Consider the following 24,768-nt stretch of genomic DNA (forward strand, 5'->3'; position numbering starts at 1 on the left):
TTACTCCACAATTATAGCACTATTTGTTTTATAAAACAATATAACCGACCAATAGTATGAATATTTATTCATAGTAATTAAACACAGACTTTCTATTTGTTTATTTTGTGATATAATAATCATACTTAATGGAGGGTTAACATGGATACTATTTTTACTAAAATCATCAAAAGAGAAATCCCTGCGAATATCGTTTATGAAGACGATTTAGTCATCGCGTTTCTAGATATTACTCAAGCAACAAAAGGGCATACTTTGGTTGTTCCAAAGACACCTTATAAAGATATTTTTGAGTTGCCAGAAGAGGTTGCTGGACATTTATTTAGCGTCGTAGTTAGATTGTCTCAAGCGATAAAAAAGGCGTTCAGCCCACTTGGACTAAACACCTTAAATAATAATGGTATTATCGCTTCACAAAGCGTTTTCCACTTTCACATGCACATCTTACCTAGATATGAAAATGATGATCTTAAACACATGCATATGGTGAATCATTCAGCCTCTTTAACTAAGCAAGATTTTGAATCTATTAGAGCTTCAATTCTTAATGCTTTATTGTAAATTTAACCCCTGGATTCATATTCTCAACTACGAGTGAATACCCAAACTTATTGAAGGTTTTCTGTACAATCGACATCCCTATGCCGAACTGTCCACGAGAACCTTTTTCATATGGTTTAAACCCACCAGTGATATATTTTTCTTCAATGGCTGGTCCATCATTGTAAATCGTTAGTACACCATTTTTAAGCGTAACCTCAATGACTTTACTTGCATATCTTGTTGCATTATCAATCAGATTTTCTATTGAAGTATAGAAATATTCTCTAACACCTAGGAATTCTGTGTCATCCAAATCGAGGATAACTTTTAGATTATTGAGTCTAATTTTATTGTTAAAATAGACTTGATTAATCACTTCTTTCATTGGAATAGATTCTAGTGATTCCTTCATTTCCAAGGTAGAAATCTTTGATAATTCAAGAAGCATTTTAACTTTTCCTTGAAGCTTTTCTGTTTGTTTAATAATGATTTTTGCATCCTCAACTTCGGTTGTTCCATCAAGGATCGCCTCAGCGTAAGACTGAATAACTGAAATTGGTGTTTTTAAATCATGTGATACATTTTGGAACATTTCTTGTTTAGTATGTTCGTTTTCTCTAATCTCGAGTCTGAGATTTTCGATTGCTTTTGATAGTTCAGCAATCTCGTCATTCCCGTTCAAGTAGACTTTGTTTTCATACCCTGTGTTGGTGAATTGATTGACTTCTCTTTGAAGGTATTTGATTCTCGCTGTTAAGTTTCTACTCCATATCGCAATCGCCATATTACCTAGTAAGATGATGATTGAAAACGTCATAAATGTTCCGATGAATGTCATAAGAACATCTTCTTTTGCTGTGACAGCCTTAACGGAATTAATATATGTATCGTCCATTATCCCAATGTAGTACTCAGTAAGTGACTCGCTGATTTCTGTTCTAGTTCGAATCGAAAGATAAAATGTTTCATTCGCATTACTATAGATGAATTCTCCTAAGTATGCAGCACGTACAATCGCATCTGTTAATGTTTCATCATTGCCTAATAATTTTCTAGCATTTGGTGAGATATAACGATTCGTTACAGCCGCTTCAAACGTTGAAATCTTATTTACAGTGATTGTGATATATCCTAGATAAGATTCTGTATCCCTTGGATTGTCGATTGTAGCTTCAACGTAATTGTCAACTTCATTTCTAGCTAAACCAATATAGACACTCTGATAGTTTTTATAGGTGATAAATCCGAATACTAAAGCTGAAAAGAACGTTACAAATGAGAAAAGGATAATGACTTGAATGGATAGTTTATAGTGTCTCATTATAATAGTCTATAACCATAACCATAGATGGTTTCAATCTTTAGTTTAGGCATTTTTTGTCTTAAACGTCTTAATAAATCATCGACAACTCTGTCAGAACCAAAGTAATCTGGTCCCCAAACGTGACTTAGAATTTGTTCTCTTGAGAATGCTTGGTTCAAGTTTTCTAAGAAGAACAACATGAGTTCAAACTCTTTGTTTGTAAGTTCGATTGACTCATCGCCTTCTTTGATAATTCTTTTCTCAATATTGATTTCGTAGTCATCATACTTAAGTATGTTGGTACTTTGTCTATTAGCTCTTTTTAGAATCGCTTTGACACGTAAGATGAGTTCTCTTGGTGAGTAAGGTTTCGCTAAGTAGTCATCGCTACCTAACTCAAGACCTCTAATTTTATCTAAATCGTGATCTCTCGCAGAGGTAAACATAACCGCTGTGGTTGGATTTTTCTTCTTGATGGCTTCGATTAAATCATACCCGTTAATATCGCCTGTTAACATGATATCGAGGATCCATAAATCCACTTCATCTCCTACATGCGTAATTGCTTCTTCACCAGACTCAAAAACGACGACGTCAAAGCCTTCTTTAATTAAATACTTCTTTATGATTTGCGATAAATCTAGTTCATCTTCCACATAATATATTTTCATGAAATCACCTCATTTAAATGAAGAAAGTGCCTCTTTAGGGCACTTTCATTATATCATAGGTTTTTAGGAGAAATTAAATGATATCTGTATGGTATGGATTATACCGGTTAAATGTCGAATAAATATCATAAAATTGTCGTAAATTGTGTTATTTGATTACGGTTGTGTGCATGTATTGTACTAATACATCTGGAACTGTAATCGTACCATCTGCATTTTGGTAGTTTTCCATAATAGCAATCATCGTTCTTCCGACTGCTAGACCAGATCCATTGAGTGTATGTACATATTCTGTCTTAGCATCTTTTGTACGTTTGAAACGAATGTTTCCTCTTCTAGCTTGGTAGTCTTCAGCATTAGAAATAGAACCAATTTCTCTATAGGTGTTTTGGCTTGGAACCCATACTTCAATGTCATATGTCTTAGCCATTGAGAATCCTAAATCTCCAGTAGATAAAGCAACGACTCTATAAGGTAATTTAAGCAATTGAAGGACCTTCTCAGAGTTCTTAAGCATCTTTTCAAGTTCTGCATAAGAGTCTTCTGGTTTGGTAAACTTAATGAGTTCGACTTTGTTGAACTGGTGTTGTCTTAAGATACCTTTTGTATCTCTACCCGCAGAACCCGCTTCACTTCTAAATGCTGTTGTGAAAGAAACAAACTTGAGTGGTAATAAATCTGCATCGATGATTTCATCTCGATACATGTTGATTGTAGGCACTTCTGCAGTTGGATTTAGATACCAAGAATCTTCTTCCGTTCCTACTTTATAAGCATCTTCTCTAAACTTAGGGAATTGACCTGTAGCAAACATACTGTCTTCATTTACGATAAATGGTGGAATGATTTCTGTATAGCCATGATCTTCAGCATGTAATTCCATCATAAATTGAATAAGTGAACGTTCAAGTCTAGCACCTAATCCTCTATCAATCACAAATCTTGTGCCTGTTACTTTAGTTGCACGTTGGAAATCAAGAATGCCGAGTTTCTCACCTAGTTCAGCATGATCTTTAATTTCAAAGTCAAAGTTCTTTGGTGTGCCCCATTTATAAATTTCTTTGTTGTCTTTATCATCAAATCCAACAGGAATATCTTGGTTAGGAAGATTGGGCGTATTAAGAAGTTGTTCTTTAATGTATTGATCAATTTGAACAATTTTTTCATCCATTTCTTTAATAGATTCACCCATTTGTCTAACGGATTCTTTTACAGGTTCAGTGTCTTCACCCTTCTTAGCCATCAGACCAATCTCTTTTGATTTTTGATTGCGTAGTGCTTTTAGTTTTTCAACTTCTGCAATTAACGCACGTCTTTCATCATCTTTTAAAACCACTTCTCTTAAATAAGAAAAGTCTTTACCTCTTGTGTTTAATCTAGCGATTGCAACCTCTAAATTGTCTTTAATCCATTTAATGTCTAACATATGTTCCCTCCTGGATGAATAAAAAAGTCCTTAAAGAATATCAAAATTCTAAAAAGGACGAATAATCGCGGTACCACCTTAGTTCTACGATTACTCGTAGCGCTTTAATGCTTTTTAACGCAAGCTCGCGGGTGGAATTAACACCTCTCATGAGTAGATTTCCATAACTTGTTTTAGGGTTCTCACCAACCACCCATTCTCTTGTAAAACGGTATTATGTACTTATCTCAATCATCGAATTGACTACATTATAGCCTAAAGAACCTAAAAAGTAAATACAACTCAATCCAAAATACGTAAAAAAAGCCTTGTTTTTTATTGAAAAACCATTATAATAGAGTTAAATTCGAAGACCTTAGAGTAGTAATCACTTTATGGGACATTAAGCGAGCTTGTGATAGTGTAAGACAAGTATGAACCACTTTGATGAATGGACTTAGGTAGAAGCAGGGCGATAAGTAGCCTCGGCCGTGAGCTCACGTTATAGGGCAGAAATATTAAAGTCTTAGATGACGGCGTATTTTTTTGAGGAGAATCTATGGATTCTTGAACTTTGGGTGGTACCACGATTATTCGTCCCATGATGTCTTTTTGACGTCATGGGCTTTTTTTTATACCCAACTCAGTTACGACCAGACAAAGACTCTTATAAAAGAAAAGAGGAATAGAATGGAATTTGGAATTTTTGGTGGACAACTAGTCCCACCGCACATTTTAAAGGCAGTAAAAGAAGTTGAAGAAGCTTATCTAAAGTATAAAGACGATGATGTCTTCAACAAAGAGTTAAAGACGCTATATAGGGATTATGCGAATAGACCCAGTCTTCTTTATTATGCAGAAAATCTAACAAATGCTTTAGGTGGTGCCAAAATATATCTAAAGCGAGAGGATTTGAATCACACAGGGGCTCACAAGATTAATAATGTCTTAGGGCAAGCATTACTTGCGAAAAGAATGGGCAAGAAAAAACTAATCGCCGAAACTGGTGCTGGCCAACACGGTTTAGCAACCGCAACAGTAGCTGCACTCCTTAATATGGAATGTGAGATTCACATGGGTGCAGTAGACATCGAAAAACAAGCCCTAAATGTATACAAAATGAAACTGTTAGGGGCTACCGTAATTAGTGTAGAATTTGGACAAAGGACGCTAAAAGAAGCAGTTGATAGCGCCCTAGAAAAATGGAGTTTAGAACTGGATACTTGTTTTTATCTAATTGGTTCTGCTGTTGGACCTCATCCTTACCCAACCATGGTCAGAGACTTTCAAAAAGTCATTGGCGAAGAGATCAAAGCTCAAATCCTAGAGAAAGAACAAAGACTACCTGACTATGTCATCGCGTGTGTTGGTGGTGGATCCAATGCAATTGGGGCATTTTACCCTTTTATAGAAAACCATGAGGTTTCATTAATAGGGGTAGAGGCAGGTGGTATGGGTCTTGAAACAGATAAACATGCAGCTACCATCACAAAAGGTATTAACGGTCCAATACACGGGATGTATACAAAAGTGCTAATGACCAATGAAGAAATCAGCGAGGTCTATTCTATATCTGCCGGCCTTGACTATCCTGGAGTAGGACCTGAACATAGTTACTTACATGATACTAAGAGGGCAACCTATGTCTCAATAACCGACGATGAGGCCATCAAGGCTTATCAATACTTATCCATTAAAGAAGGAATCATTCCTGCTATCGAAAGTTCACATGCAGTCGCTTATGCATTGAAGCTTGCCCCAAATCTAGATGAAAATAAAATCATTGTTGTAAATTTGTCTGGTCGAGGCGATAAAGACGTTAAGCAAATAGCGAAATACTTAGGCGAACAAATCATCGACTAATAAGAAAAATCCACAGCTCATTTTGAACTGTGGATTTTAAATTATTACATATCAAATAAATCTTCTTGAATTTTTGGTTCTTCTTTTTCTGCTTCTACTTCGGCAATCTCTACCACTTTTTTAGTTACTTCTAGTGGTAATACTTCTTGAGTAACAACTTCTTCAATGATTTCTTCATCTTCATGAGGAACCATCGCTAGAGTTACAACCTTATGGTCATCTTTTAGACTAATTAGTTTAACCCCTTGAGTTGCACGTTTGGTTTGGGAGATTTGCTCAACGTGTGTACGAATAACCATACCCTTATCAGATACGATGATAACGTCCATGCTTTCATCCACGCTTCTCAAGGCTCTTAAGTTACCGTTTTTCTCTGTAACATTTAATGCCTTAACGCCCTTACCGCCACGGGTTTGCAAGCGATACTCTTCAGCGAGACTTCGCTTACCAAAGCCTTTTTCAGTAACTACTAAGATTTCTTCTTGATCGCTCTTAATTGTGGTCATTCCGATGATTTCGTCACCATCAGGTAAGTCCATACCTCTAACACCTGTTGCAGTACGTCCCATTGATCTAACATCGTTTTCATCGAAACGGATTGCCTTACCATTGGATGCCCCAAGGATCACATTGGTTGTGCCATCTGTGGTCTTAACAGCTAGTAATTCATCATTTTCTTTTAGACCTAACGCAATGATTCCGTTAGTTCTGATGTTTTGATATTCTGATACTGGGGTACGTTTAACGATACCGTTTTTGGTTGTAAAGAATAAGAAGCTGCTATCGGATTCGAAGTCTTTGATACAAGTAAATGTAACTAATGTTTCATCTTTGTCAAATGACAACAAGTTAACAATTGGTAATCCTTTAGCTTGTCTTGATCCTTCAGGAATTTGATACCCCTTAATCTTATAGACTCTACCCTTATTTGTAAAGAATAAGTGATAGTAGTGTGTATTGGTCATTTGCATGTGTTCTACAAAGTCATCATCGTGCATCTTGATGGCTGTAATACCAACCCCACCACGATTTTGTGCTTTATACTCATCCATGCTCATGCGTTTGATATAACCATTATGAGTTACTGTAATGATAACATCTTCAACTGGAATTAAATCTTCATTCTCGATTGAAATATCTAAATCAAGACTCATGATTGATTTACGAGTATCTCCATATTTGGTTTTAATTTCTTGAAGTTCCATACGGATGATATCGTGTTTTCTTGAGTCGCTTGAAATGATGTCTTTATAGTCAATAATCTTAACAGTAAGGTCTCTATTTTCTTCTTTAATCTTTTCGATTTCAAGTCCTGTTAGACGTTGTAATCTCATATCAAGAATCGCTCTAGCTTGAACTTCTGTTAAGTTGTAAGTATCCATTAAGTTGGTTCTTGCTTCTTCGCCTGTTGGAGACTTCTTGATAAGTTCAATGACAGCATCAATATCTTCAAGTGCGATAACTAGACCATCTAAGATATGCTTTCTTTCTTCTGCTTTTCTTAAATCAAATACAGTACGTCTTTGAATGACTTCAATTTGATGTTGTAAGTAGTAGTAAAGCGCGTCCTTAAGTGTAATCATCTTTGGTTGTGCACCAACTAAAGCGATCATGTTAATCCCGAATGAACTTTGTAAATCTGTGTATTTATATAGGTTGTTTAACATAACATGAGGGTTAACATCTTTTCTTAACTCAATGACAATCCTCATACCCTTACGGTTAGATTCATCTCTTAAGTCAGTGATACCTTCAACGATTTTTTCTTTTGCAATATCCGCAATTCTTTCAATCAATTTTGTTTTGTTAACTTGGTAAGGGATTTCTTTAACGATGATCATGTTCTTACCATTCTTGAGTTCTTTGATCTCAGTAACGGCACGAATAACAATCATTCCTCTACCTGTTGTATAGGCTTGTTTTAAACCAGCTACACCAAGGATTTGACCACCCGTTGGAAAGTCTGGTCCTTTAACATAATTCATTAATTCTAAATCTGTAATATCCGGATTGTCCATTAAGGCATCAATACCATCAATAACTTCGCCTAAGTTATGAGGTGGAATGTTTGTTGCCATACCAACCGCAATACCTGTAGCACCATTGACAAGTAGGTTTGGATATCTTGCTGGCATTACAAGTGGTTCATGTTCTGACCCATCGTAGTTGTCACCGAAATCAACGGTTTCTTTTTCGATGTCTCTAACAAGTTCCATGGCGATTTTACTCATTCTTGCTTCAGTATAACGCATCGCGGCAGCGCCATCTCCGTCTACTGAACCGAAGTTACCATGACCATCTACAAGTGGGTATCTATAGCTGAAATCTTGAGCCACTCTAACCATCGCTTCGTATACAGAAGAGTCACCATGTGGATGATACTTACCGATTACTTCACCGACGATTCTTGCGGATTTCTTATGTGCTCTATCAGAGTACATTCCTAGATCGTTCATCGCATAGATGATACGTCTTTGAACTGGTTTTAAACCATCTCTAATATCTGGAAGGGCACGGCTTACAATAACACTCATCGCATAGTTTAGGAATGAGGTCTTCATTTCAGTTGCAATATTTAGTTCTTTAATTTTTCCGTGAATATAATCTGTAGATTCATCGTCTTCGAGAGTTTCCTCAACTACGACTTCATCTACTAGGATATCTTTTTCTTTTTCGTCCATGTTACGCTCCTTTATGCATCAATATTCGATGCGTAAACCGCATTCTCTTGAATAAAATTCTTACGTGGTTCTACTTCTTCACCCATTAACATAGAGAAGATTGCATCCGCGTTCATCGCATCTTTTAATGATACTTGTAATAACGTTCTAGTCTTTGGATCCATAGTTGTATCCCATAATTGTTCAGGATTCATTTCTCCAAGACCTTTATAACGTTGGATTTGTGGTCTACCACCCATTTGCTCAAGAACAGCTCTTAATCTTTCTTCGTCATAGATGTATTCTACACGCTTACCAGATTGAACTTTATATAGTGGTGGTTGAGCTACGTACACATATCCTAAATCAATTAATGGCTTCATGTATCTGTACAAGAATGTCAACATTAATGTACGAATGTGAGCACCATCGACGTCGGCATCGGTCATAATAACAATCTTATGATATCTCGCTTTGCTTGCATCGAAGTCTTCACCAATACCAGTACCGAAAGCTTGGATCATTGATAGAATTTCCTTATTGCTTAAAATCTTGTCAAGACGCGCTTTTTCAACGTTTAGAACCTTACCTCTAAGTGGTAAAATCGCTTGGAATGCAGAGTCTCTACCTTGTTTAGCAGAACCACCCGCAGAGTCACCTTCGACGATATAGATTTCAGATTCTTCTGGTTTTTTATTACGGCAATCGGCTAGCTTACTTGCGAAACCGAGTGCATCAAGTGGACTCTTTCTTCTAGTTGCTTCTTTAGCTTTTCTAGCTGCGATTCTCGCTCTAGAAGCTAATATCACTTTATCAATAATGGATTTTGCTGCTGCTGGGTTTTCTAATAAGTATCTTTCTAACCCTTCACCTGCTGCTTGTGAGACGATTTGTCTTACTTCAGGGTTCCCAAGTTTAGTTTTTGTTTGTCCTTCAAATTGAGGATTTGGATGCTTAATAGATACGATTGCAGTCAAGCCTTCACGGGTATCTTCACCGATAAATGCTTCGTCTTTCTTTAAAAGGCTATTATCTTTTGCATAGTTACCTAATACTCTGGATAATGCTAATTTGAAGCCATCTTCGTGCATACCTCCTTCGTGAGTGTGGATGTTATTTGTAAATGAATAAATGTTGGTTGCATATGAGTCGTTATACTGTAAAGCAATCTCAACTGTGATGTTGTCGACTTCTTTAAATGTATAAACGATTTGTGGGTTAATGACAGATTTGCCGTGGTTCAGGAATTTAACATACTCCTCAATACCACCTTCATATTGGTAAGTGAAACTAACTGGTTCTTTACCTCTTGAATCTGTAATTGAGATCTTGATGTGTCTATTTAAGAACGCAAGTTCTTGAATACGATTTCTAAGTGTTTCAAAATCAAACGCTTGAGCTTCAGTGAAGATTTCACTATCCGCTTTAAACTCAATGGTTGTCCCAGTGTGGCTTGACTTTCCGATTTCTTTTAATTCATATTGAGGAATCCCTCTTGAATACTCTTGTTGGTATAATAAACCATTTCTTGAAATAGTTACTCTAAACCAACTCGATAATGCGTTTACGACAGAGGCCCCAACACCATGAAGTCCCCCAGATACTTTATATGACTTACCGTCGAATTTACCGCCGGCATGTAGAACGGTTAAAATAGTTTCTACTGCACTCTTACCAGTTTTAGCATGTTTGTCTACTGGTATCCCTCTACCATCATCGGTTACTTTGATGATGTTGTCTGGTAAGATCTCAAGTGTAATTTCACTTGCATATCCAACCATTGATTCATCGATAGAGTTGTCGACGATTTCCCAAACCAAGTGATGTAATCCGCGTTCTCCTGTTGAACCGATGTACATCCCTGGACGTTTTCTTACAGCTTCTAGTCCCTCAAGGACTTGAATATTCTCAGCATTATAATTGTTGTTGTTATTGTTCAAATTATCCATCCTAATTCTCCTTTTTGTTATAGTTTGATTGTCTGCATATTCTCAATCTCGAACAAATCTACGCCAGAAATAAAAGTTTGGTGTTTGATTGGTAGATTGTTGAGGAGTTTAATTTTTTTGTCTTGATCGAGTTCACTAAGAACATCATCTAGAAGTAAAACCGTTTCTAAATCTTCTTTGTCGTAAATATCTAGTAAGGCTAACTTTAAAGAGATAACCATCAATCGTTGTTGACCTTGTGAAGCATACTGTTTTGCATCTTCATGATTGAACAAGAATTGAATTTCATCCCTGTGTGGTCCATATGAAGTAGTTTGTGTCAAAATATCCTTGTCTTTTTTCTCAAATAACAAGTCTTTTAGCGTATTTAAAGGCCCACTAGGTTCATAGACAACTCCAACATCGTCTATGACATTAAAATCTTTAAAACGCGTTCTAAATGCCCCATTAAGCTTTTGCATAAACTTCATTCTTTTCGAAATTATCTCTTCGCCAATCATTGCTAATTGGCTAGTGATGATGTTAAAGAATGTTAAATCATCTTTTGGATTGATATTTTTAAGCAAAGCATTGCGTTGTTTGAGTATTTGCTTGTATTTAGAGAGAACGAACATGTAGGGTTTATGGATTTGACTCATCTCGATGTCTAAAAATTGTCTTCTTACAGAGGGTTGTCCTTTAATTAAATCTAAATCTTCAGGCGCAAACATAATTACTCTGTAACCACCTATATATTCACTGAGTTTTTGAATAGGCTTTTTGTCTATAGCGACTTTTGTGCCTTCTTGGGATAAAACAACATGGTAGTTGTGTTTGTCAGTTTTGATATCGATTCTCGCAAAAGGTTTGTCTTTCATGATAATAGACTTATCATTTGTCGTTCTGTGAGACTTCGTTAATGAAGCGAAATATATACTTTCCAATATACTTGTTTTGCCCAAACCGTTAGAACCAAAAATAAAGACTCGCCCAGAATGAATATCTAAAGCAAGACTTTCATGGTTTCTAAAATGTTTAAGTTTGATTTCACTTATCATGTTTAAACAAATATACGTCCTTGCCTATTTGAAGTTTATCGTTAGGATAGATCTTCTTGCCTCTTCTATTTTCTACTTCTCCGTTATAAAGGATTTTAGTATCTTCTAAAAAAGGTTTGACCATTCCGCCAGTATCTACTAGTCCAGCTGCTTTTACGAACTGACCTAGAGTAATATACTCGCCTACAATCGTGAATGTTTTCAAATTTATACACCTCGCTTGATTATATTATATCATAATATAAAAAAAATAGCACGTTTTTTAGTGCTTTTTTGTGTCTTAAGTAATCTCAATCATACATAAAAAGAAAAAGCCTTAAAACGCAAATTCTAAGGCTTTAGATGAAATATGTTATTCAATTCTTAAAGGTAAAATCAAGTGTAACATGTCAGGATCTAAATTGCCTTTTAAAACAAATGGTTTAATTTCTCCTGCAAAGTTAATTGAAATTTCTGTAGAGTTAAATGCTTTTAAAGCGTCTGTTAAATTCTTAGAATTGAACGCAATCTTAATCATCGGTCCGAACACATCTTCTACTGGAACGATTTCTTCTACTGCATCCCCTACTTCGTTATTGGTTGATGAAACCTCAACGATATAATCTGGTCTAATATTTAATTTAACAATGTTGTAGTTGTTATCTTTTTCGCGTGGTGATAATACACTTACGCGTTCAACTGCTTTTAACAACTCATCTTTATTGAATTTAACAATAATTGGGAATTCTTTTGGAATGATTCTTAAAGTGTCTGGATATACACCATCTAATAACCTTGTTTGGAATAAAATGTTTTTAAACTTAAATAACACTTTGTTTGCGCTAATGTGCATTGAAACATCTTCATGAATGTTATCTAGTGTTCTATTAAGTTCATCAAAACTTCTATTTGGAATAACAATGTTGAATGGTTCAAACTCATCACTTAGCGGTAAGACTTTTTGAGATAGTCTATAGGAGTCTGTTGCTACACAGTATAATTTTCCGTCTTCGTGTTTTAAGTTAACACCTGTTAAGATAGGACGTTTTTCATATTGTGAAGTCGCATAGTTAGTTTCTTTAATGATTGCTTTTAATGTCATAGCATCCATAACGATTGGTTGACCCATATCTAAGAAATCGACATCTGGATAATCTTCTGCTTCCATAACACGTAATTTAAATTCAGAACGATCAGCTTTGATTACCATTACTTTATTCTCAATTAAAGAGATTTCAACACGGCTAGATACAATCTTACGCATAATCTCGATGAAGTATCTACCAGGAACAACCACTTTACCAGGTGAAGTAATTTCTAATGACTCATCTGATACGATCGTTTGAATTGCAATATCTGTATTTGAAGCCGTAAATACTAAGTGATCATCAAAAACCTCTAATTTGATTCCATTTAATACAGGTAGTGGGGTTTTAACAGGTAACCCTCTTTGAATGACATTTAATGTATCCAATAAAACATCTTGATTAATACTGAAGACCATATTTTTTCTCCTTTGTTATTATTATTTTTCATTAAGTTATAATTATTAGTTGATGTGGGTTTGTGGAAAACCCTAGTTTATCGCTTTCCAACACAATAATTATACCATATTATCCACATATTTACCACACATTAATTACTTGTTTTATCGATTTTTTTAAGAATGTTTTCAATCGCATATTTAAGTTCTTTATTATGCTTTAAATCGTTCTCTATTTTTTCACAAGCAGCTAAAACTGTTGAATGATCACGCCCGCCAAACAAAGATCCAATCGTTTGATATGAGATATTATATTTATTCTTTATTATGTACATGGCGATGTGACGCGGTAATGTGAATTTTGCGTTACGGCGTTTACCAATTAAGTCATGTACAGTAATCGAATAGTAGTCGCTAACAACACTTTGAATTCTATCGTAATTATTTTCCGTTAAGGATTCAGTTTTCTTTCTAGTTTTGATTAAAGTATCTAATGCTTCTGCAGCTGTATCTACTGTAATTTCGATGTTATTTGTTACACAATAAAATAATACGCGCTTTAAAGCACCCTCGAGCTCACGTACGTTTGTCGAGAAATAACTCGCAATAAACTCTAAGACTTGAGAAGAAATATCCATGACATCTGGTGCTTCTGTAGAGAGTTTTTTACGAAGAATTTCTACTCTATGTTCCAAATCAGGGATACCAATATCCACCATTAAACCTTGTTCAAATCTTGAACTTAAACGGCTCATAATATTTTTAAGTTCAGATGCTGGCTTATCAGATGTTACAACAATTTGTTTATTTTGCTGAGTTAATAAGTCAAATAGTCGAAAGAACTCCATTTGGGTTTTTGGAGCTCCTGATAACATTTGAATATCATCAATTAATAAACAATCTAATTCGCGATACTTCTCATTAAAAGTATCCATTTGATCCTTCTTGATTTGATCTGCAAATTCTTCAATAAAATCAGAAGCTTTTACATAGATAATTTTTTGATTAATATCGTTATCTAAAATGTAGTTACCAATCGCTTGCATCAGGTGAGTTTTTCCTAGTCCAACATCGCCAAATATATAAAATGGGTTAGCGACACTACCAGGTTGATCTGCAACTTTTAGCGCCATTTGAAAGGCAAAACGGTTAGATTTACCTACGACAAAGTTGTCGAAGTTAAGGGTTGCAATTAAATTGCCTGTACGGTACTTTTTATCTAGATTCTTCTCTGGACCAACAAGGGCTTCTTCCCCTGCTAAATCTTGTGCTACCACAAATTTAAACCTTACAAGTTCTTTCTTATACATCTCTTCTGCGAGTGTATTAATTCTTGTTAAATAGAGCCTGTTAATACGCTCTTTAACGAACGTGGATGGGGCTATAATATATATGTACCCACCAGATACCTTTTTCACGGATGAAAGAGGCTCAAATAGATCCTCGTATATTTCATCGGAATAAGATGATCTAAGGCTATCTAAAATGCCTTGCCACAACGCATCAAATTCTTTCATATTTTCACTCCAAACTTCATGTACATTCATATTAACATATCTAAAAATAGATAGGGCAAAATGTTATCCACCAAAATTGTGGGAAACTTTTTAGGAATACCACTTGTCCACATACCATTGTGGGAAAAATAATAAGACTTCATGGCTTTGTTATCAGTTTTCATTCATTTTCAAAGATATCCACAATTAGGTTTTTATGTGGGGAAGTTTTCCACAATTTGATGTGTGTAAGTCCGTTTTCTCATACTTCTCTGGTCAGGCTAAAAAATAGTTATCGATTTGAGTTGACATTTCGAATTGTTATTTATATAATTAACTACGCATGGTTTCGTAAGAAAGGTGGTTTATTTATGAAGAGAACATATCAACCAAGTAAACTTAAACGTATCAAAACCCATGGCTTCAGAGCTCGTATGGCTACAGCTGGTGGTAGAACCGTTCTTAGCCGTCGTAGATCTAAAGGACGCGCACAATTAACAGTTTAATCTCATTATTTTAAAAAAACCTGGACTACTCGATTAAAATATGGAAATATTTTTTTGGTAGTCCTTTTCTTTTTTAAGATAATAACAAAGAAATGAAAAAGGTATATCGAATCAAGAAAAATAGCGAAATCGATGCGATTATACAAAATAAAAAAAGCAGTGGAGACAGGAGGTTTGTGATATACACAGCCCATAGTCAAAACGAACACTTCCGATTCGCAATCTCAATAGGTAAAAAGTATGGTGGGGCGGTCGAAAGGAATAAAATCAAACGACAATTGCGAATGATTATAAATAATCATTCAAAAGACATACCTTCTTTTGATTTCGTAATTGTAGTTAAGAAAGATGCTAGCGGACTTTCATTCGCTGAAATTGAAGCAAACATCTTAAAGCAGTTATCAAAATTTAAGAAAACGGAGCAATCGAATGAAAAATCATAAGAAAGTATTAATGCTTTTTGTATTAGCAGGCATATTAGTTTTTCTTTCAGGTTGTAGCGGAGATACCACAAAACCAATTGTCGCCGGTGAGGGAAATTGGTTCGAATGGATACTAGTTACTCCAATTGCGTGGTTAATGGCTTTCTTTGGAAAACTATTTAACAACAGTTTCGCAATGGGGATCATTTTTTCTACTATCATCGTACGTACCATCGCGTGGCCAATTTATGCTAAGAGTAATGACTTATCCATTAAAATGGCTGTAGCTCAACCAGAAATGCAACGCATTCAAGCTAAGTATGCAACACGTAAAGATCCAGAATCTCAACAAAAAATGCAAATGGAGATGATGGGGATTTACAAGAAGTACGGTATTAACTTTATGGGCTGTTTGATGCCATTCCTACAAATGCCATTGTTCTTAGCAATGTATCAAGTAGTTCAAAGAATTTACCTTGGTGGCGGAACTTATGCAGAGAACGTCTCAAATATTAAATTCCTTGGTATGCGTCTAGACGTAGCCGGGAACATGAGCGCAATCTTCGGACAAAAAGGCGACCTTGGCGGATGGATATTGGCAATTATCGTTGCAGTTACTATGTGGTATTTAAACCATTTAGCAACTAAAAAACCAAGTTACGCTAAGAATACTGCATCACACAATCCACAGGCAAGTCAAGCTGAACAAACTCAAAAGATGATGAAGTATATGCAATACTTTATGATCTTCATGATGTTCTCACTATCACTACAACGTAACTCTTTAGCGCTTTACTGGGTTGTAGGGAACATCTATTCAATTATTCAAAATTTAATTAACCGTAAGTTAAACGAAGTTAAGTATGAAAAAATGAAGAATAAGGATTTGGTGGGCTAATATGATCAAAAAAGTAGATATCGAAGCTAAAACACTTAAAGATGCAGAACTTAAAGCTGTTGAATTACTAAAAATGCCTCTAAAATACATCAAGCTAAACTTGATTAAAGAGAAGAAAGGTATTCTTGGATTAGGAGCTTCACAAACGTATGAAGCGGTTCTAGAATTCAATTTAGCTTTAGAAGGTAAGAAGTACTTAGAAGCTATTTTCCAATCATTGGATATTGATGTTAAAATGGAATTCAGAAGCCTTAATGAAGGATTAGAAATCTATTATCAAATCCAAAGTAAAGAAAATGCACTTTTAATCGGTAAAGATGGCAGAACACTTGAAGCCATTCAAACCTTGTTAAAGACCTTCTTACATAACTTTACAGACGAAAAGATGTTGGTATCATTAGACATTGGTCAATATAAGCAAAACCGTAAAAAGCAACTAGAGATCTTAGCAACTAAAGTAGCAAAAGATGTTGCATTCTCTAAAGTACAAGCCGTTTTAGATCCGATGAATTCATATGAACGCCGTATCATCCACACTAAATTAGCAGAGTGGAGAGACGTTTATACTGAGTCTGAGGGCGAAGGCGAAAACAGAAAAATTATCATCAAACCAAGAAATAAATAGGGCCAACTGCCTTATTTTTTTTATCGTTTCCTGTTGGATAATATAGTATGCTATAATATAGCCATGAAGCGAATAATGAAACTAGTTTTATATTTAATTATTGGATTCTTTGTGTTTCTTACGGGGCAAACCATGGGTGAACATATAGCTATTAATAGAGAAATTGAGGCTTTCAAAAAGAAAGGAGTATTTCAAGAATCTATTAGCACTGACACCGTAAAATATTTCAAGGTTTCACGTGAAACATATTATCCACATGAGATAGTTAGAGACCCTTTCTTTTTAGGTGATCTCAGTCGTCCAGGTTCTTCAGGAGATATATTTGTCACCCAGCAATCTCCACTCGTTGGTTATGCAGGTATTCATCAGTTTGTATCGTTTTTCTTCGGAGGGCATGCTGCCATGTTAGATGAGAACAATAAGATATTCGAGACAGTGGGCATACCTGATGATGATGAAAGGCTACTTGATGTAATGATTAATGGTGGAAGAAATACCCATGTCGTTGGTGGTATATATAATTATTGGTTAGATAATGATTATCGTTCTGTTTCTGAAACAGACCCTTCTTATGTGGCATACGGTACTTACTATCGTAACGAATGGATTGGGTTACGAGTTAAAGGCGCAACCAATGATGACATAGTTGGGGCATTAGATTATCTAAGAGATTTAGAAGAAAAAGAAGCTCAGTACAATTTCTGGTTTGTGTTGAATACTAAAAACAGGTATTATTGTACAGATTTGGTATCTCGTGCTTATGAGTCGTTAAGAACGGATGAGAGCGATCAAAAGTATAAATTTAACAGAGATGGAATAGCGGTCACTGTTAATGATTTAGTTTTATCAAAAAGTACATATATTAGTTACTTTGTAACTACGAAGAATAATATTAAGTATGTTTATTATATTGGTTAGGAGGATATTATGAACAATCAAAAGATTTGGGGAATGGAATATAATTTAGTCTTATTAATTGGATGGTTATTACCACTGATATTAAATATACCTGGGTTGATCATTACGATTCTTATGAGAAGTTATTTCAAGAATACTGAGAAGATCAATTATCTTACTGACGGGTTTACAATTATCAGTAATGTGAATATCACTATCTTTGTACTAGCTATATTGCTAGGTATTTCTGCAGGTATTTCCGGAATCATCCCTATTTTAGGTGTGTTCACTTTGATTGGGGCATCGGTTTTAGGATTGATGTTATTGGTTTACTGGTTTTATGTGGCCATCAAAGGCGCTAATGAAGCAACCAAAGGCATCATATACAAACCAGTCTTAACGTTTAACTTTATTAAATAGATATGACAACACTTCTTTTATGGATTCTAATTGGGGTTGTAACACTGTTAGTTATTGGAGTTGTCGTCTTGATCTATTTGGTGACGCATCCAAAAACTCACAATCACGGAATGATTCTTGAAAAACAAATAGAAATGCTCATTAAACAAAACAGCGATACACTTGTGACGTTAACTGAGAAAAATGGCGATTTAAAAGAACATTTATCCAATGTCGTTTATGAAAACAACAAGAAGATAAGTGAAGATATGTCCTTGTTTACAACTAAGATGATGGAGAATCTATCCACTCAAATGGATAAAATCAATGCCAAAGTAGAAGAAAAACTAGGAAGCGGGTTTGATCAAGCTAATCAGACGTTCAATAAAGTCATTGAACGCTTGGTAAGAATTGACGAAGCTCAAAAACAAATAGAGAAGCTTTCAACTGATGTAGTTAGTTTGAATGAGATATTGTCTGATAAGAAAACAAGGGGAACGTTTGGAGAAATTCAACTGAAACAGTTGTTTTCCGCTATCTTCGGAGATAAAAATGATTTAGTCTATGAAACTCAAAAGACATTATCAAATGGGACAATAGTGGATTTTTTACTACACGCCCCTGAACCTCTTGGAGACATTTGTATAGATTCAAAGTTTCCGCTTGAAAACTATAAGAAAATGATGGACAATACCCTCTCTGATGAAGCGCGATTAACCGCAACTAAGACGTTTAAACAGGATATTAGGAAACATATTGATATGATCTCATCCAAATACATTATTACCGATCAGACCACAGATCAAGCCATCATGTTTATTCCTGCAGAAGCGATATTCGCAGAGATTAATAGTAGACATGAAGAATTGATTTTATACGCTCAATCAAAACGTGTTTGGTTGTCATCGCCTACAACATTAATGTCTACATTGACAATTGTTCAAGTCATATTAAAGGATTTGAAACGCTCTGAGTTCTCAAAGCTCATTCAACAAGAGTTATCTAAGTTATCAATCGAGTTCGAACGTTATCAAGAGCGATGGGATAAACTTCTAAAGAATATTAAGACAGTGAATAATCAAGCAGAAGATGTTAAAGTCACTTCTGAGAAGATATCTAAAAGATTTAAGGCCATTAATAGTGTTGAGGTAATTGAAAAGAATGAAACTTCCGAATTTGACACCATTAATGAACCATTTATACTAGAATAAAGAACGCCCTTACTGAGTTTTAATTTAGTAAGGGCGTTTTCTCTAACTGAATGATGAAAATCAGGGTGAATTCATGCGAATTATGTCGAGTTGCACTCGTTTTTTTGATATCGGTTTGATATAATTAAGTTTAGGATGTGAATACATGAAAGTTCTATTATTTAAAGAAATGCAAAAGATGCTCAAAGTGAGTGGAATCGGAAGAGCATTTCGTCAACAATTTAAAGCTTTAGAAATGAATGGTGTTACGGTAACAACCGATCGAACAGAGAAGTTTGACTTGGTTCATTTTAATACTGTTTTTGCCGAGTCTTATAGTTTCTTGAAACATGCGAAACGTAAAGATATACCTGTCGTTGTTCATGCACATTCAACTAAAGAAGATTTTCTAAATTCATTTAATTTTTCTAAATACATTAAAGGGTGGTTCTATCAAAAGCTAAAGAATATGTATTCGAATGCGGATTTGATTATTACGCCATCCAATTACTCCAAATCCTTACTTCTGAAATACGGATACATTACTTGTCCGATCAAAGTATTGAGCAATGGTATAGATTTGGATGAATATAAGAAAGATGAATCAAAAGAAGCCCAATTCAGAAATCACTTTAATCTAGCTAGTACGGATAAAGCTGTGATAGGGGTAGGGTTATTATTTGAGCGTAAAGGATTGCATGACTTCATAGAGATTGCAAGAATGATGCCAAATGTAACTTTTATTTGGTTTGGAACCCTTTCAAAAGCGATGCAAACTAAAACCATCAAACAAGCAATCGAGAAAAAACCAGATAATGTGATCATGCCAGGTTATATCGCGGGAGATATTATAAAAGGCGCGTTTACGAGCGCAGATGCGTTGTTGTTCCCAAGTTATGAGGAAACAGAAGGCATTGTTGTCTTGGAGGCGATGGCATCTAACTTACCAATTATTGTTCGCAACATTGGTGTTTACGATGACTTCACTCATAATAAAGAAGTCTTAAAAGGCAATAACAATCAAGAGTTTAAAGCATTAATCGAGCATATTTTAAATAATGATATGAGCGAAATGACTAAAAATGCTTACGAAAGTGTTTCTCAAAAAGATTTAAAGATCATTGGAGAAAAACTTAAAGGAATATATCAAGAATTATTAGAAAAGAGACTAGAGAAATGAACACAGTAAAAGAAATGGATTTAAAAAAAGATTTACTAGCCGGCCAAACAGTGGCCATCAGTGGCTGGATTAGAACGAATAGAGCCCAAAAAGAGTTTGGATTTTTAAATATTAATGATGGTACGACGCTTCAAAACCTTCAAGTGGTTTATGAAGAATCACTAGAAAACTTCTCTGATGTTCAAAAGTTTAGAGTAGGAAGCAGTGTTGAGATTCTAGGGACCCTTGTTTTAACACCAGAAATGAAACAACCTTATGAGATTAAAGCAACCAAAGTTACTCTATTAGGGGATTCTTTGGAAAACTATCCAATCCAACCAAAAAGACACTCAAGAGAGTTTTTAAGAGAAGTAGCGCATTTAAGACCTAGAACCAACTTATTTAACGCAGTATTTAGACTAAGAAGCGTTGCTGCATTCTCAATCCATAAATTCTTCCAAGAAAAAGGATTTATCTATTTTCATGCCCCATTAATTACTGGCAATGATGGTGAAGGTGCTGGTGAAATGTTTACAGTAACAACACTTCCACTGGATAATCCACCTAGAGACGAAGAAGGCAACATCGATTATAAGAAAGACTTCTTTGCGAAAAAGACCAACTTAACAGTGACTGGACAATTAGAAGCTGAAGCTTACGCCTTAGCCTTTAGAAACGTTTATACATTTGGCCCTACATTTAGAGCTGAAAACTCAAATACACAAAAACATGCCTCTGAATTCTGGATGATTGAACCAGAAATGGCATTTACTGATTTAGAAGGCAACATGCAAATGGCTGAAGATATGGTTAAATACATCGTCACAGATGTTTTAAAACAAATGCCAGAAGAAATTGATTTCTTTGATCAATTCGTAGAAAAAGGATTGAGATCAAAACTTGAATCATTAGTAGCTTCTAAGTTTAACCGTGTTACACACAAAGACGCTATTCAAATCTTAAAAGACTCTAAAGTTAAGTTTGAAAACAAACCTGAGTTTGGACAAGACTTAGCAACAGAACATGAAAAATACTTAACTGAAGTTCACTTTAAATCCCCAGTGTTTGTCACAAACTGGCCAAAAGACATTAAAGCATTCTATATGCGTTTAAATGATGATAACGAAACGGTTGCGGCTGTAGACTTATTAGTTCCTGGTAGTGGTGAGTTAATTGGTGGATCTCAAAGAGAAGAACGTTTAGATATGCTAATTAAACGTATGGATGAAATGGGTGTACCAAAAGAAGATTTAGAATGGTACCTAGACTTAAGAAGATACGGCGGCTGTGTACATAGCGGCTATGGCATGGGCTTTGAACGTTTATTAATGTACCTATCAGGTGTGGAAAATATTAGAGACGTTATTCCATTCCCAAGAACCCCTAAACACGCAGAATTCTAGAATAGAGGCATTGTTGTGCAGGCAAAAGGCTCGAAAGAATTAAATTTAAGACAATATATCATTGAAGGTAATCTATTAAAGGTTATTTTGTATATTACATACCCACTCGCAATATATAGTTTGTTTAACCATCTATATGGATTTATAGATATGATGCTGGTTGCACATATCGGAAATACCGAAATTGCGAGCGTGGCTATTTTTACAGAAATTCAAAACATGATCACAGCATTTGGGGCAGGGATTGCTTCAGGTGGTGCCGTGATTGTAGCAAGACATATTGGTGCTAATCGTATCGATGAGGCGAAAAAAAATGCCTCATCGGTATTCTTTTTGGCCGTCTATGTAAGTTTTGCGATTATTCTGTTACTTGTACCCTTTGCAGAGCCATTTCTAAGGCTATTAGGCACCCCTAAAGACGTTATTGATACGGGATTAGGGTATTTCATTGTCCAAATATTTACCACTGGTTTTATCACAATAAATAGCGTATTTATCGGATTGGAAAAAGCTAAGGCAAACACGAAAAAAATACTAAAGCTGAATATTGTCATCATGACGATTAAGTTGTTTTTATCTGTCATATTCGTATATGTATTTGAACTTGGTATTGTGTGGATATCCGTGGCAACGATGATTGCTCAAGGATTCCTTACTCTATTTGCATTTCTAATTCTGTTTAATAAGAATAACGCCTTTAGAATAAATTTACAGGGATTAAGATTAAAGAAAGAGTATGTTTTACCCATATTAAAACTATCCCTTCCTATTTTTCTTGGTAAATTTATATTCTCTACAGGCAGAGTAATCATGAACGCCATGATTGCAGCCTATGGAACAATGGCGGTATCCGCATTCTCAATCGCCCAAAAGATTGGTGGTGGTGGTGCAACACTCGCACTAGTAGTTGAAGAAGCAGTACCAACCGTGATCTCTCAAAACATGGGAGCCGGCAAAGTCGAAAGAGCGAAAAAGGTTTATCCTATCGCATTAACCATTGGTGTCTTAGTTGGCATAATCACAGTTGTTTACGCATTTATATTTAAGGATGCAATTCTACCACTAATTGTTAATAAGAACTCAACAAATGAGTTTAAAACCATGGCGATTGCACTATTTAACTTTGAAGTATTCTCAAAACTTAGTTCTGCGGTCATATCAATTACCCTATCGATGTTCTATGGATTTAGACATACAAAGGTTGCGATGGGAGTAAATATGGCGAGATTGTTTATATTTAGAATCCCAGTATTATGGGCGTTTATGAGTTTCACTAAACTGAACTACATTGCAATTGGATACACCATGTTTATTTCAAACACTTCCACTGCCATATTAGCACTAGTATTAGCCGTAGTCTTTTATACAAAACTCAGAAACAATCCTACTCAATTGGTAAACTATTACTAAGAATGGTATATATTCTATATAAGAGGGCGCTTTTTATAAAAAAGTGCCTTTATAATCGTTATTTGACTACTGGTAGAATATTATTGTTGACAACGGTTACATATTGTAATAAAATATAGTCACGCTAGAAAGCGCTTACGATTCTAACTGAGTAAAAAATAAGTAAATTGCTTGCAATGTTTTTTTGAATGAATTGAAATATTTGTATTATTATTATATAATACATGTGATGAGGTGAAGGATAGATGTTAGATCAAAATATCATAACAAAAACAGCTAAAAACCTTACGATAACAAGAAATTTTTTTCCATTGATAAAGACAGTACTTTAGGCTAATACCATAAGTGCTTTTATTTTTATAAAAATATAGTGTAAAACACAAGGAGTATAGATTATGGAAATTGTATTGAACAGATTGACAAAAGTATTTGTCGCGAAGAACAAGCAAGAAACCAGAGCGGTAGATAATTTAAATATTGTCATTCCTTCTGGGAAGTTAGTTGGGTTACTAGGACCTTCTGGTTGCGGTAAAACAACGACGCTTTTTATGATTGCCGGCCTTCATAAACCTACCTCAGGAAGAATTCTATTTGGAACAGAAGATGTTACCAAACTAACTGCGGATAAAAGAGGAATTGGATTAGTATTCCAAAACTACGCTTTATATCCACACATGACAGTTAGACAAAACATCATGTTCCCATTAGAAAACCTAAAGGTTGATTATGAGGAAGCAGTTGCGAGAGTAACTGAAATGGCTAAGTTAGTTGGTATTGAAGATCAACTAGACAAAAAACCAGCAGAATTATCAGGTGGACAACAACAACGTGTTGCGATTGCGCGTGCACTTGTTAAAAAACCACGAGTGCTTCTACTTGATGAACCACTATCAAACCTAGATGCAAGGTTACGTCTTCAAACTCGTGAAGAAATCAAACGTATTCAAAGAGAAACAGGTATTACAACTATTTTCGTTACCCATGACCAAGAAGAAGCTATGAGTATTTCTGATGAAATCGTCGTAATGGAAAAAGGTGTGGTTCAACAAAAAGATGAACCACAACAAGTGTATTACAACCCAGTAAACCTATTTGTTGCTAAATTCTTAGGTAGCCCAGCAATTAACGTTACAAGAGGCGAAATCAAAGACAACAAACTTTACTTTGGTGGCAAGTTCTTTGCTAACAAGAAAGCTAAAGATGGTTTATATGATGTTGGTATGAGACCAGAAAACTTCAAAGTATCTGAAGCTGGATCAAAAGTAGACGTTACAGACGTTGAAATCATTGGTAGAGATACCATCATCCGTTTTAACTTAGGTGAACAACAAGTAAGAGCGTTAGTAGACTCAGAAACAGTTGAAAACATCAAAGACATTAAATTATCAATTAAAGACGAAAAGATTTTATTATTTGACATTGAAACAGGTAAAGTTGTACTAGACTCCAAAAAAGAAAGGTAAGGGTTTA

22 protein-coding genes and 1 other annotated feature are annotated in these 24,768 nt (G+C 35.2%); of the genes, 13 read left to right on the forward strand and 9 right to left on the reverse strand.

Translation table 11 applies throughout. The annotated features are described in order from the left end of the window. The first annotated feature begins 141 nt into the window (after positions 1–141). Positions 142–561: an HIT family protein gene (locus tag JN09_RS02005; protein ID WP_204432119.1), complete on the forward strand. Its 420-nt coding sequence runs from the start codon at positions 142–144 to the stop codon at positions 559–561. On the opposite strand, the gene JN09_RS02010 is transcribed toward JN09_RS02005, so the two are convergent. The 3 genes from JN09_RS02010 to serS all read right to left on the reverse strand — a co-directional run bounded on the left by JN09_RS02010 (position 545) and on the right by serS (position 3,943). Beyond that, entirely contained in the window at positions 545–1,864 is a 1,320-nt protein-coding gene (locus JN09_RS02010; protein WP_204432120.1) for a sensor histidine kinase, read from the reverse strand. The two genes, JN09_RS02005 and JN09_RS02010, sit on opposite strands and share 17 nt — an antisense overlap. Further along, complete coding sequence (locus JN09_RS02015; protein WP_204432121.1) at positions 1,864–2,517, reverse strand: response regulator transcription factor; 654 nt, start codon at positions 2,515–2,517, stop codon at positions 1,864–1,866. Before JN09_RS02015 ends, JN09_RS02010 begins: the two co-directional genes overlap by 1 nt. 148 nt (positions 2,518–2,665) lie before the next feature. Beyond that, the gene (gene serS / locus JN09_RS02020) at positions 2,666–3,943 is read right to left on the reverse strand and encodes a serine--tRNA ligase (RefSeq protein ID WP_204432122.1); all 1,278 of its coding nucleotides are present in this window, start codon (positions 3,941–3,943) and stop codon (positions 2,666–2,668) included. Positions 3,944–3,993: 50 nt separating this feature from the next. Beyond that, positions 3,994–4,187, reverse strand: a binding site (T-box leader). A 425-nt stretch (positions 4,188–4,612) separates the two neighbouring features. Here serS and trpB point away from each other — a divergent pair. Beyond that, positions 4,613–5,785, forward strand: coding sequence for a tryptophan synthase subunit beta (gene trpB, locus JN09_RS02025; protein ID WP_204432123.1), 1,173 nt, complete (start codon positions 4,613–4,615; stop codon positions 5,783–5,785). Positions 5,786–5,829: 44 nt separating this feature from the next. Here trpB and gyrA read toward each other — a convergent pair whose 3' ends face one another. From gyrA to dnaA, 6 genes are all read right to left on the reverse strand, one after another. Then, positions 5,830–8,466: a DNA gyrase subunit A gene (gene gyrA, locus JN09_RS02030; RefSeq protein ID WP_204432124.1), complete on the reverse strand. Its 2,637-nt coding sequence runs from the start codon at positions 8,464–8,466 to the stop codon at positions 5,830–5,832. 11 nt (positions 8,467–8,477) lie between these two features. Continuing rightward, positions 8,478–10,394 carry a DNA topoisomerase (ATP-hydrolyzing) subunit B gene (gene gyrB / locus JN09_RS02035; RefSeq protein ID WP_204432125.1) on the reverse strand — a complete coding sequence of 639 codons (1,917 nt, stop codon included), beginning with the start codon at positions 10,392–10,394 and terminating at the stop codon, positions 8,478–8,480. 17 nt (positions 10,395–10,411) lie between these two features. Next, a complete protein-coding gene (recF, locus tag JN09_RS02040) occupies positions 10,412–11,431 on the reverse strand; it encodes a DNA replication/repair protein RecF (RefSeq protein ID WP_204432126.1) in 1,020 nt (339 codons plus the stop codon). Beyond that, entirely contained in the window at positions 11,421–11,636 is a 216-nt protein-coding gene (gene yaaA, locus JN09_RS02045; protein ID WP_204432127.1) for a S4 domain-containing protein YaaA, read from the reverse strand. Before yaaA ends, recF begins: the two co-directional genes overlap by 11 nt. A gap of 147 nt (positions 11,637–11,783) precedes the next feature. After that, the gene (gene dnaN, locus JN09_RS02050; RefSeq protein WP_204432128.1) at positions 11,784–12,914 is read right to left on the reverse strand and encodes a DNA polymerase III subunit beta; all 1,131 of its coding nucleotides are present in this window, start codon (positions 12,912–12,914) and stop codon (positions 11,784–11,786) included. Positions 12,915–13,045: 131 nt separating this feature from the next. Continuing rightward, entirely contained in the window at positions 13,046–14,410 is a 1,365-nt protein-coding gene (gene dnaA, locus JN09_RS02055) for a chromosomal replication initiator protein DnaA (RefSeq protein WP_204432129.1), read from the reverse strand. Positions 14,411–14,760: 350 nt separating this feature from the next. Between dnaA and rpmH the strand changes: the two genes are divergently transcribed. The 11 genes from rpmH to JN09_RS02110 all read left to right on the forward strand — a co-directional run bounded on the left by rpmH (position 14,761) and on the right by JN09_RS02110 (position 24,761). Continuing rightward, the gene (gene rpmH, locus JN09_RS02060) at positions 14,761–14,895 is read left to right on the forward strand and encodes a 50S ribosomal protein L34 (protein WP_204432130.1); all 135 of its coding nucleotides are present in this window, start codon (positions 14,761–14,763) and stop codon (positions 14,893–14,895) included. 92 nt (positions 14,896–14,987) lie between these two features. Beyond that, the gene (rnpA, locus tag JN09_RS02065) at positions 14,988–15,338 is read left to right on the forward strand and encodes a ribonuclease P protein component (RefSeq protein WP_204432131.1); all 351 of its coding nucleotides are present in this window, start codon (positions 14,988–14,990) and stop codon (positions 15,336–15,338) included. Next, positions 15,325–16,215 carry a YidC/Oxa1 family membrane protein insertase gene (locus JN09_RS02070; RefSeq protein ID WP_204432132.1) on the forward strand — a complete coding sequence of 297 codons (891 nt, stop codon included), beginning with the start codon at positions 15,325–15,327 and terminating at the stop codon, positions 16,213–16,215. Before rnpA ends, JN09_RS02070 begins: the two co-directional genes overlap by 14 nt. A 1-nt stretch (position 16,216) precedes the next feature. Beyond that, positions 16,217–16,840 carry an RNA-binding cell elongation regulator Jag/EloR gene (jag, locus tag JN09_RS02075; protein WP_204432133.1) on the forward strand — a complete coding sequence of 208 codons (624 nt, stop codon included), beginning with the start codon at positions 16,217–16,219 and terminating at the stop codon, positions 16,838–16,840. Between the two features lie 75 nt (positions 16,841–16,915). After that, the gene (locus JN09_RS02080) at positions 16,916–17,758 is read left to right on the forward strand and encodes a hypothetical protein (RefSeq protein ID WP_204432134.1); all 843 of its coding nucleotides are present in this window, start codon (positions 16,916–16,918) and stop codon (positions 17,756–17,758) included. A gap of 9 nt (positions 17,759–17,767) precedes the next feature. Then, on the forward strand, positions 17,768–18,157 hold the full coding sequence (locus JN09_RS02085; RefSeq protein WP_204432135.1) for a hypothetical protein: 390 nt from the start codon (positions 17,768–17,770) through the stop codon (positions 18,155–18,157). A gap of 2 nt (positions 18,158–18,159) precedes the next feature. Continuing rightward, positions 18,160–19,347, forward strand: a complete 1,188-nt coding sequence (locus tag JN09_RS02090; RefSeq protein ID WP_204432136.1) for a DNA recombination protein RmuC — start codon at positions 18,160–18,162, stop codon at positions 19,345–19,347. A 145-nt stretch (positions 19,348–19,492) separates the two neighbouring features. After that, a complete protein-coding gene (gene dgs / locus JN09_RS02095; RefSeq protein ID WP_204432137.1) occupies positions 19,493–20,506 on the forward strand; it encodes a processive diacylglycerol alpha-glucosyltransferase in 1,014 nt (337 codons plus the stop codon). After that, positions 20,503–21,888 (forward strand): asparagine--tRNA ligase, encoded by a 1,386-nt coding sequence (gene asnS, locus JN09_RS02100; RefSeq protein ID WP_204432138.1) that lies wholly within the window; start codon positions 20,503–20,505, stop codon positions 21,886–21,888. Before dgs ends, asnS begins: the two co-directional genes overlap by 4 nt. A 15-nt stretch (positions 21,889–21,903) precedes the next feature. Further along, the gene (locus JN09_RS02105) at positions 21,904–23,298 is read left to right on the forward strand and encodes an MATE family efflux transporter (protein WP_204432139.1); all 1,395 of its coding nucleotides are present in this window, start codon (positions 21,904–21,906) and stop codon (positions 23,296–23,298) included. Positions 23,299–23,693: 395 nt separating this feature from the next. Beyond that, positions 23,694–24,761, forward strand: coding sequence for an ABC transporter ATP-binding protein (locus JN09_RS02110; protein WP_204432140.1), 1,068 nt, complete (start codon positions 23,694–23,696; stop codon positions 24,759–24,761). Positions 24,762–24,768: the final 7 nt, after the last annotated feature.

The organism is Paracholeplasma morum, from assembly GCF_016907055.1.
Lineage (GTDB): Bacteria > Bacillota_I > Bacilli_A > Acholeplasmatales > UBA5453 > Paracholeplasma > Paracholeplasma morum.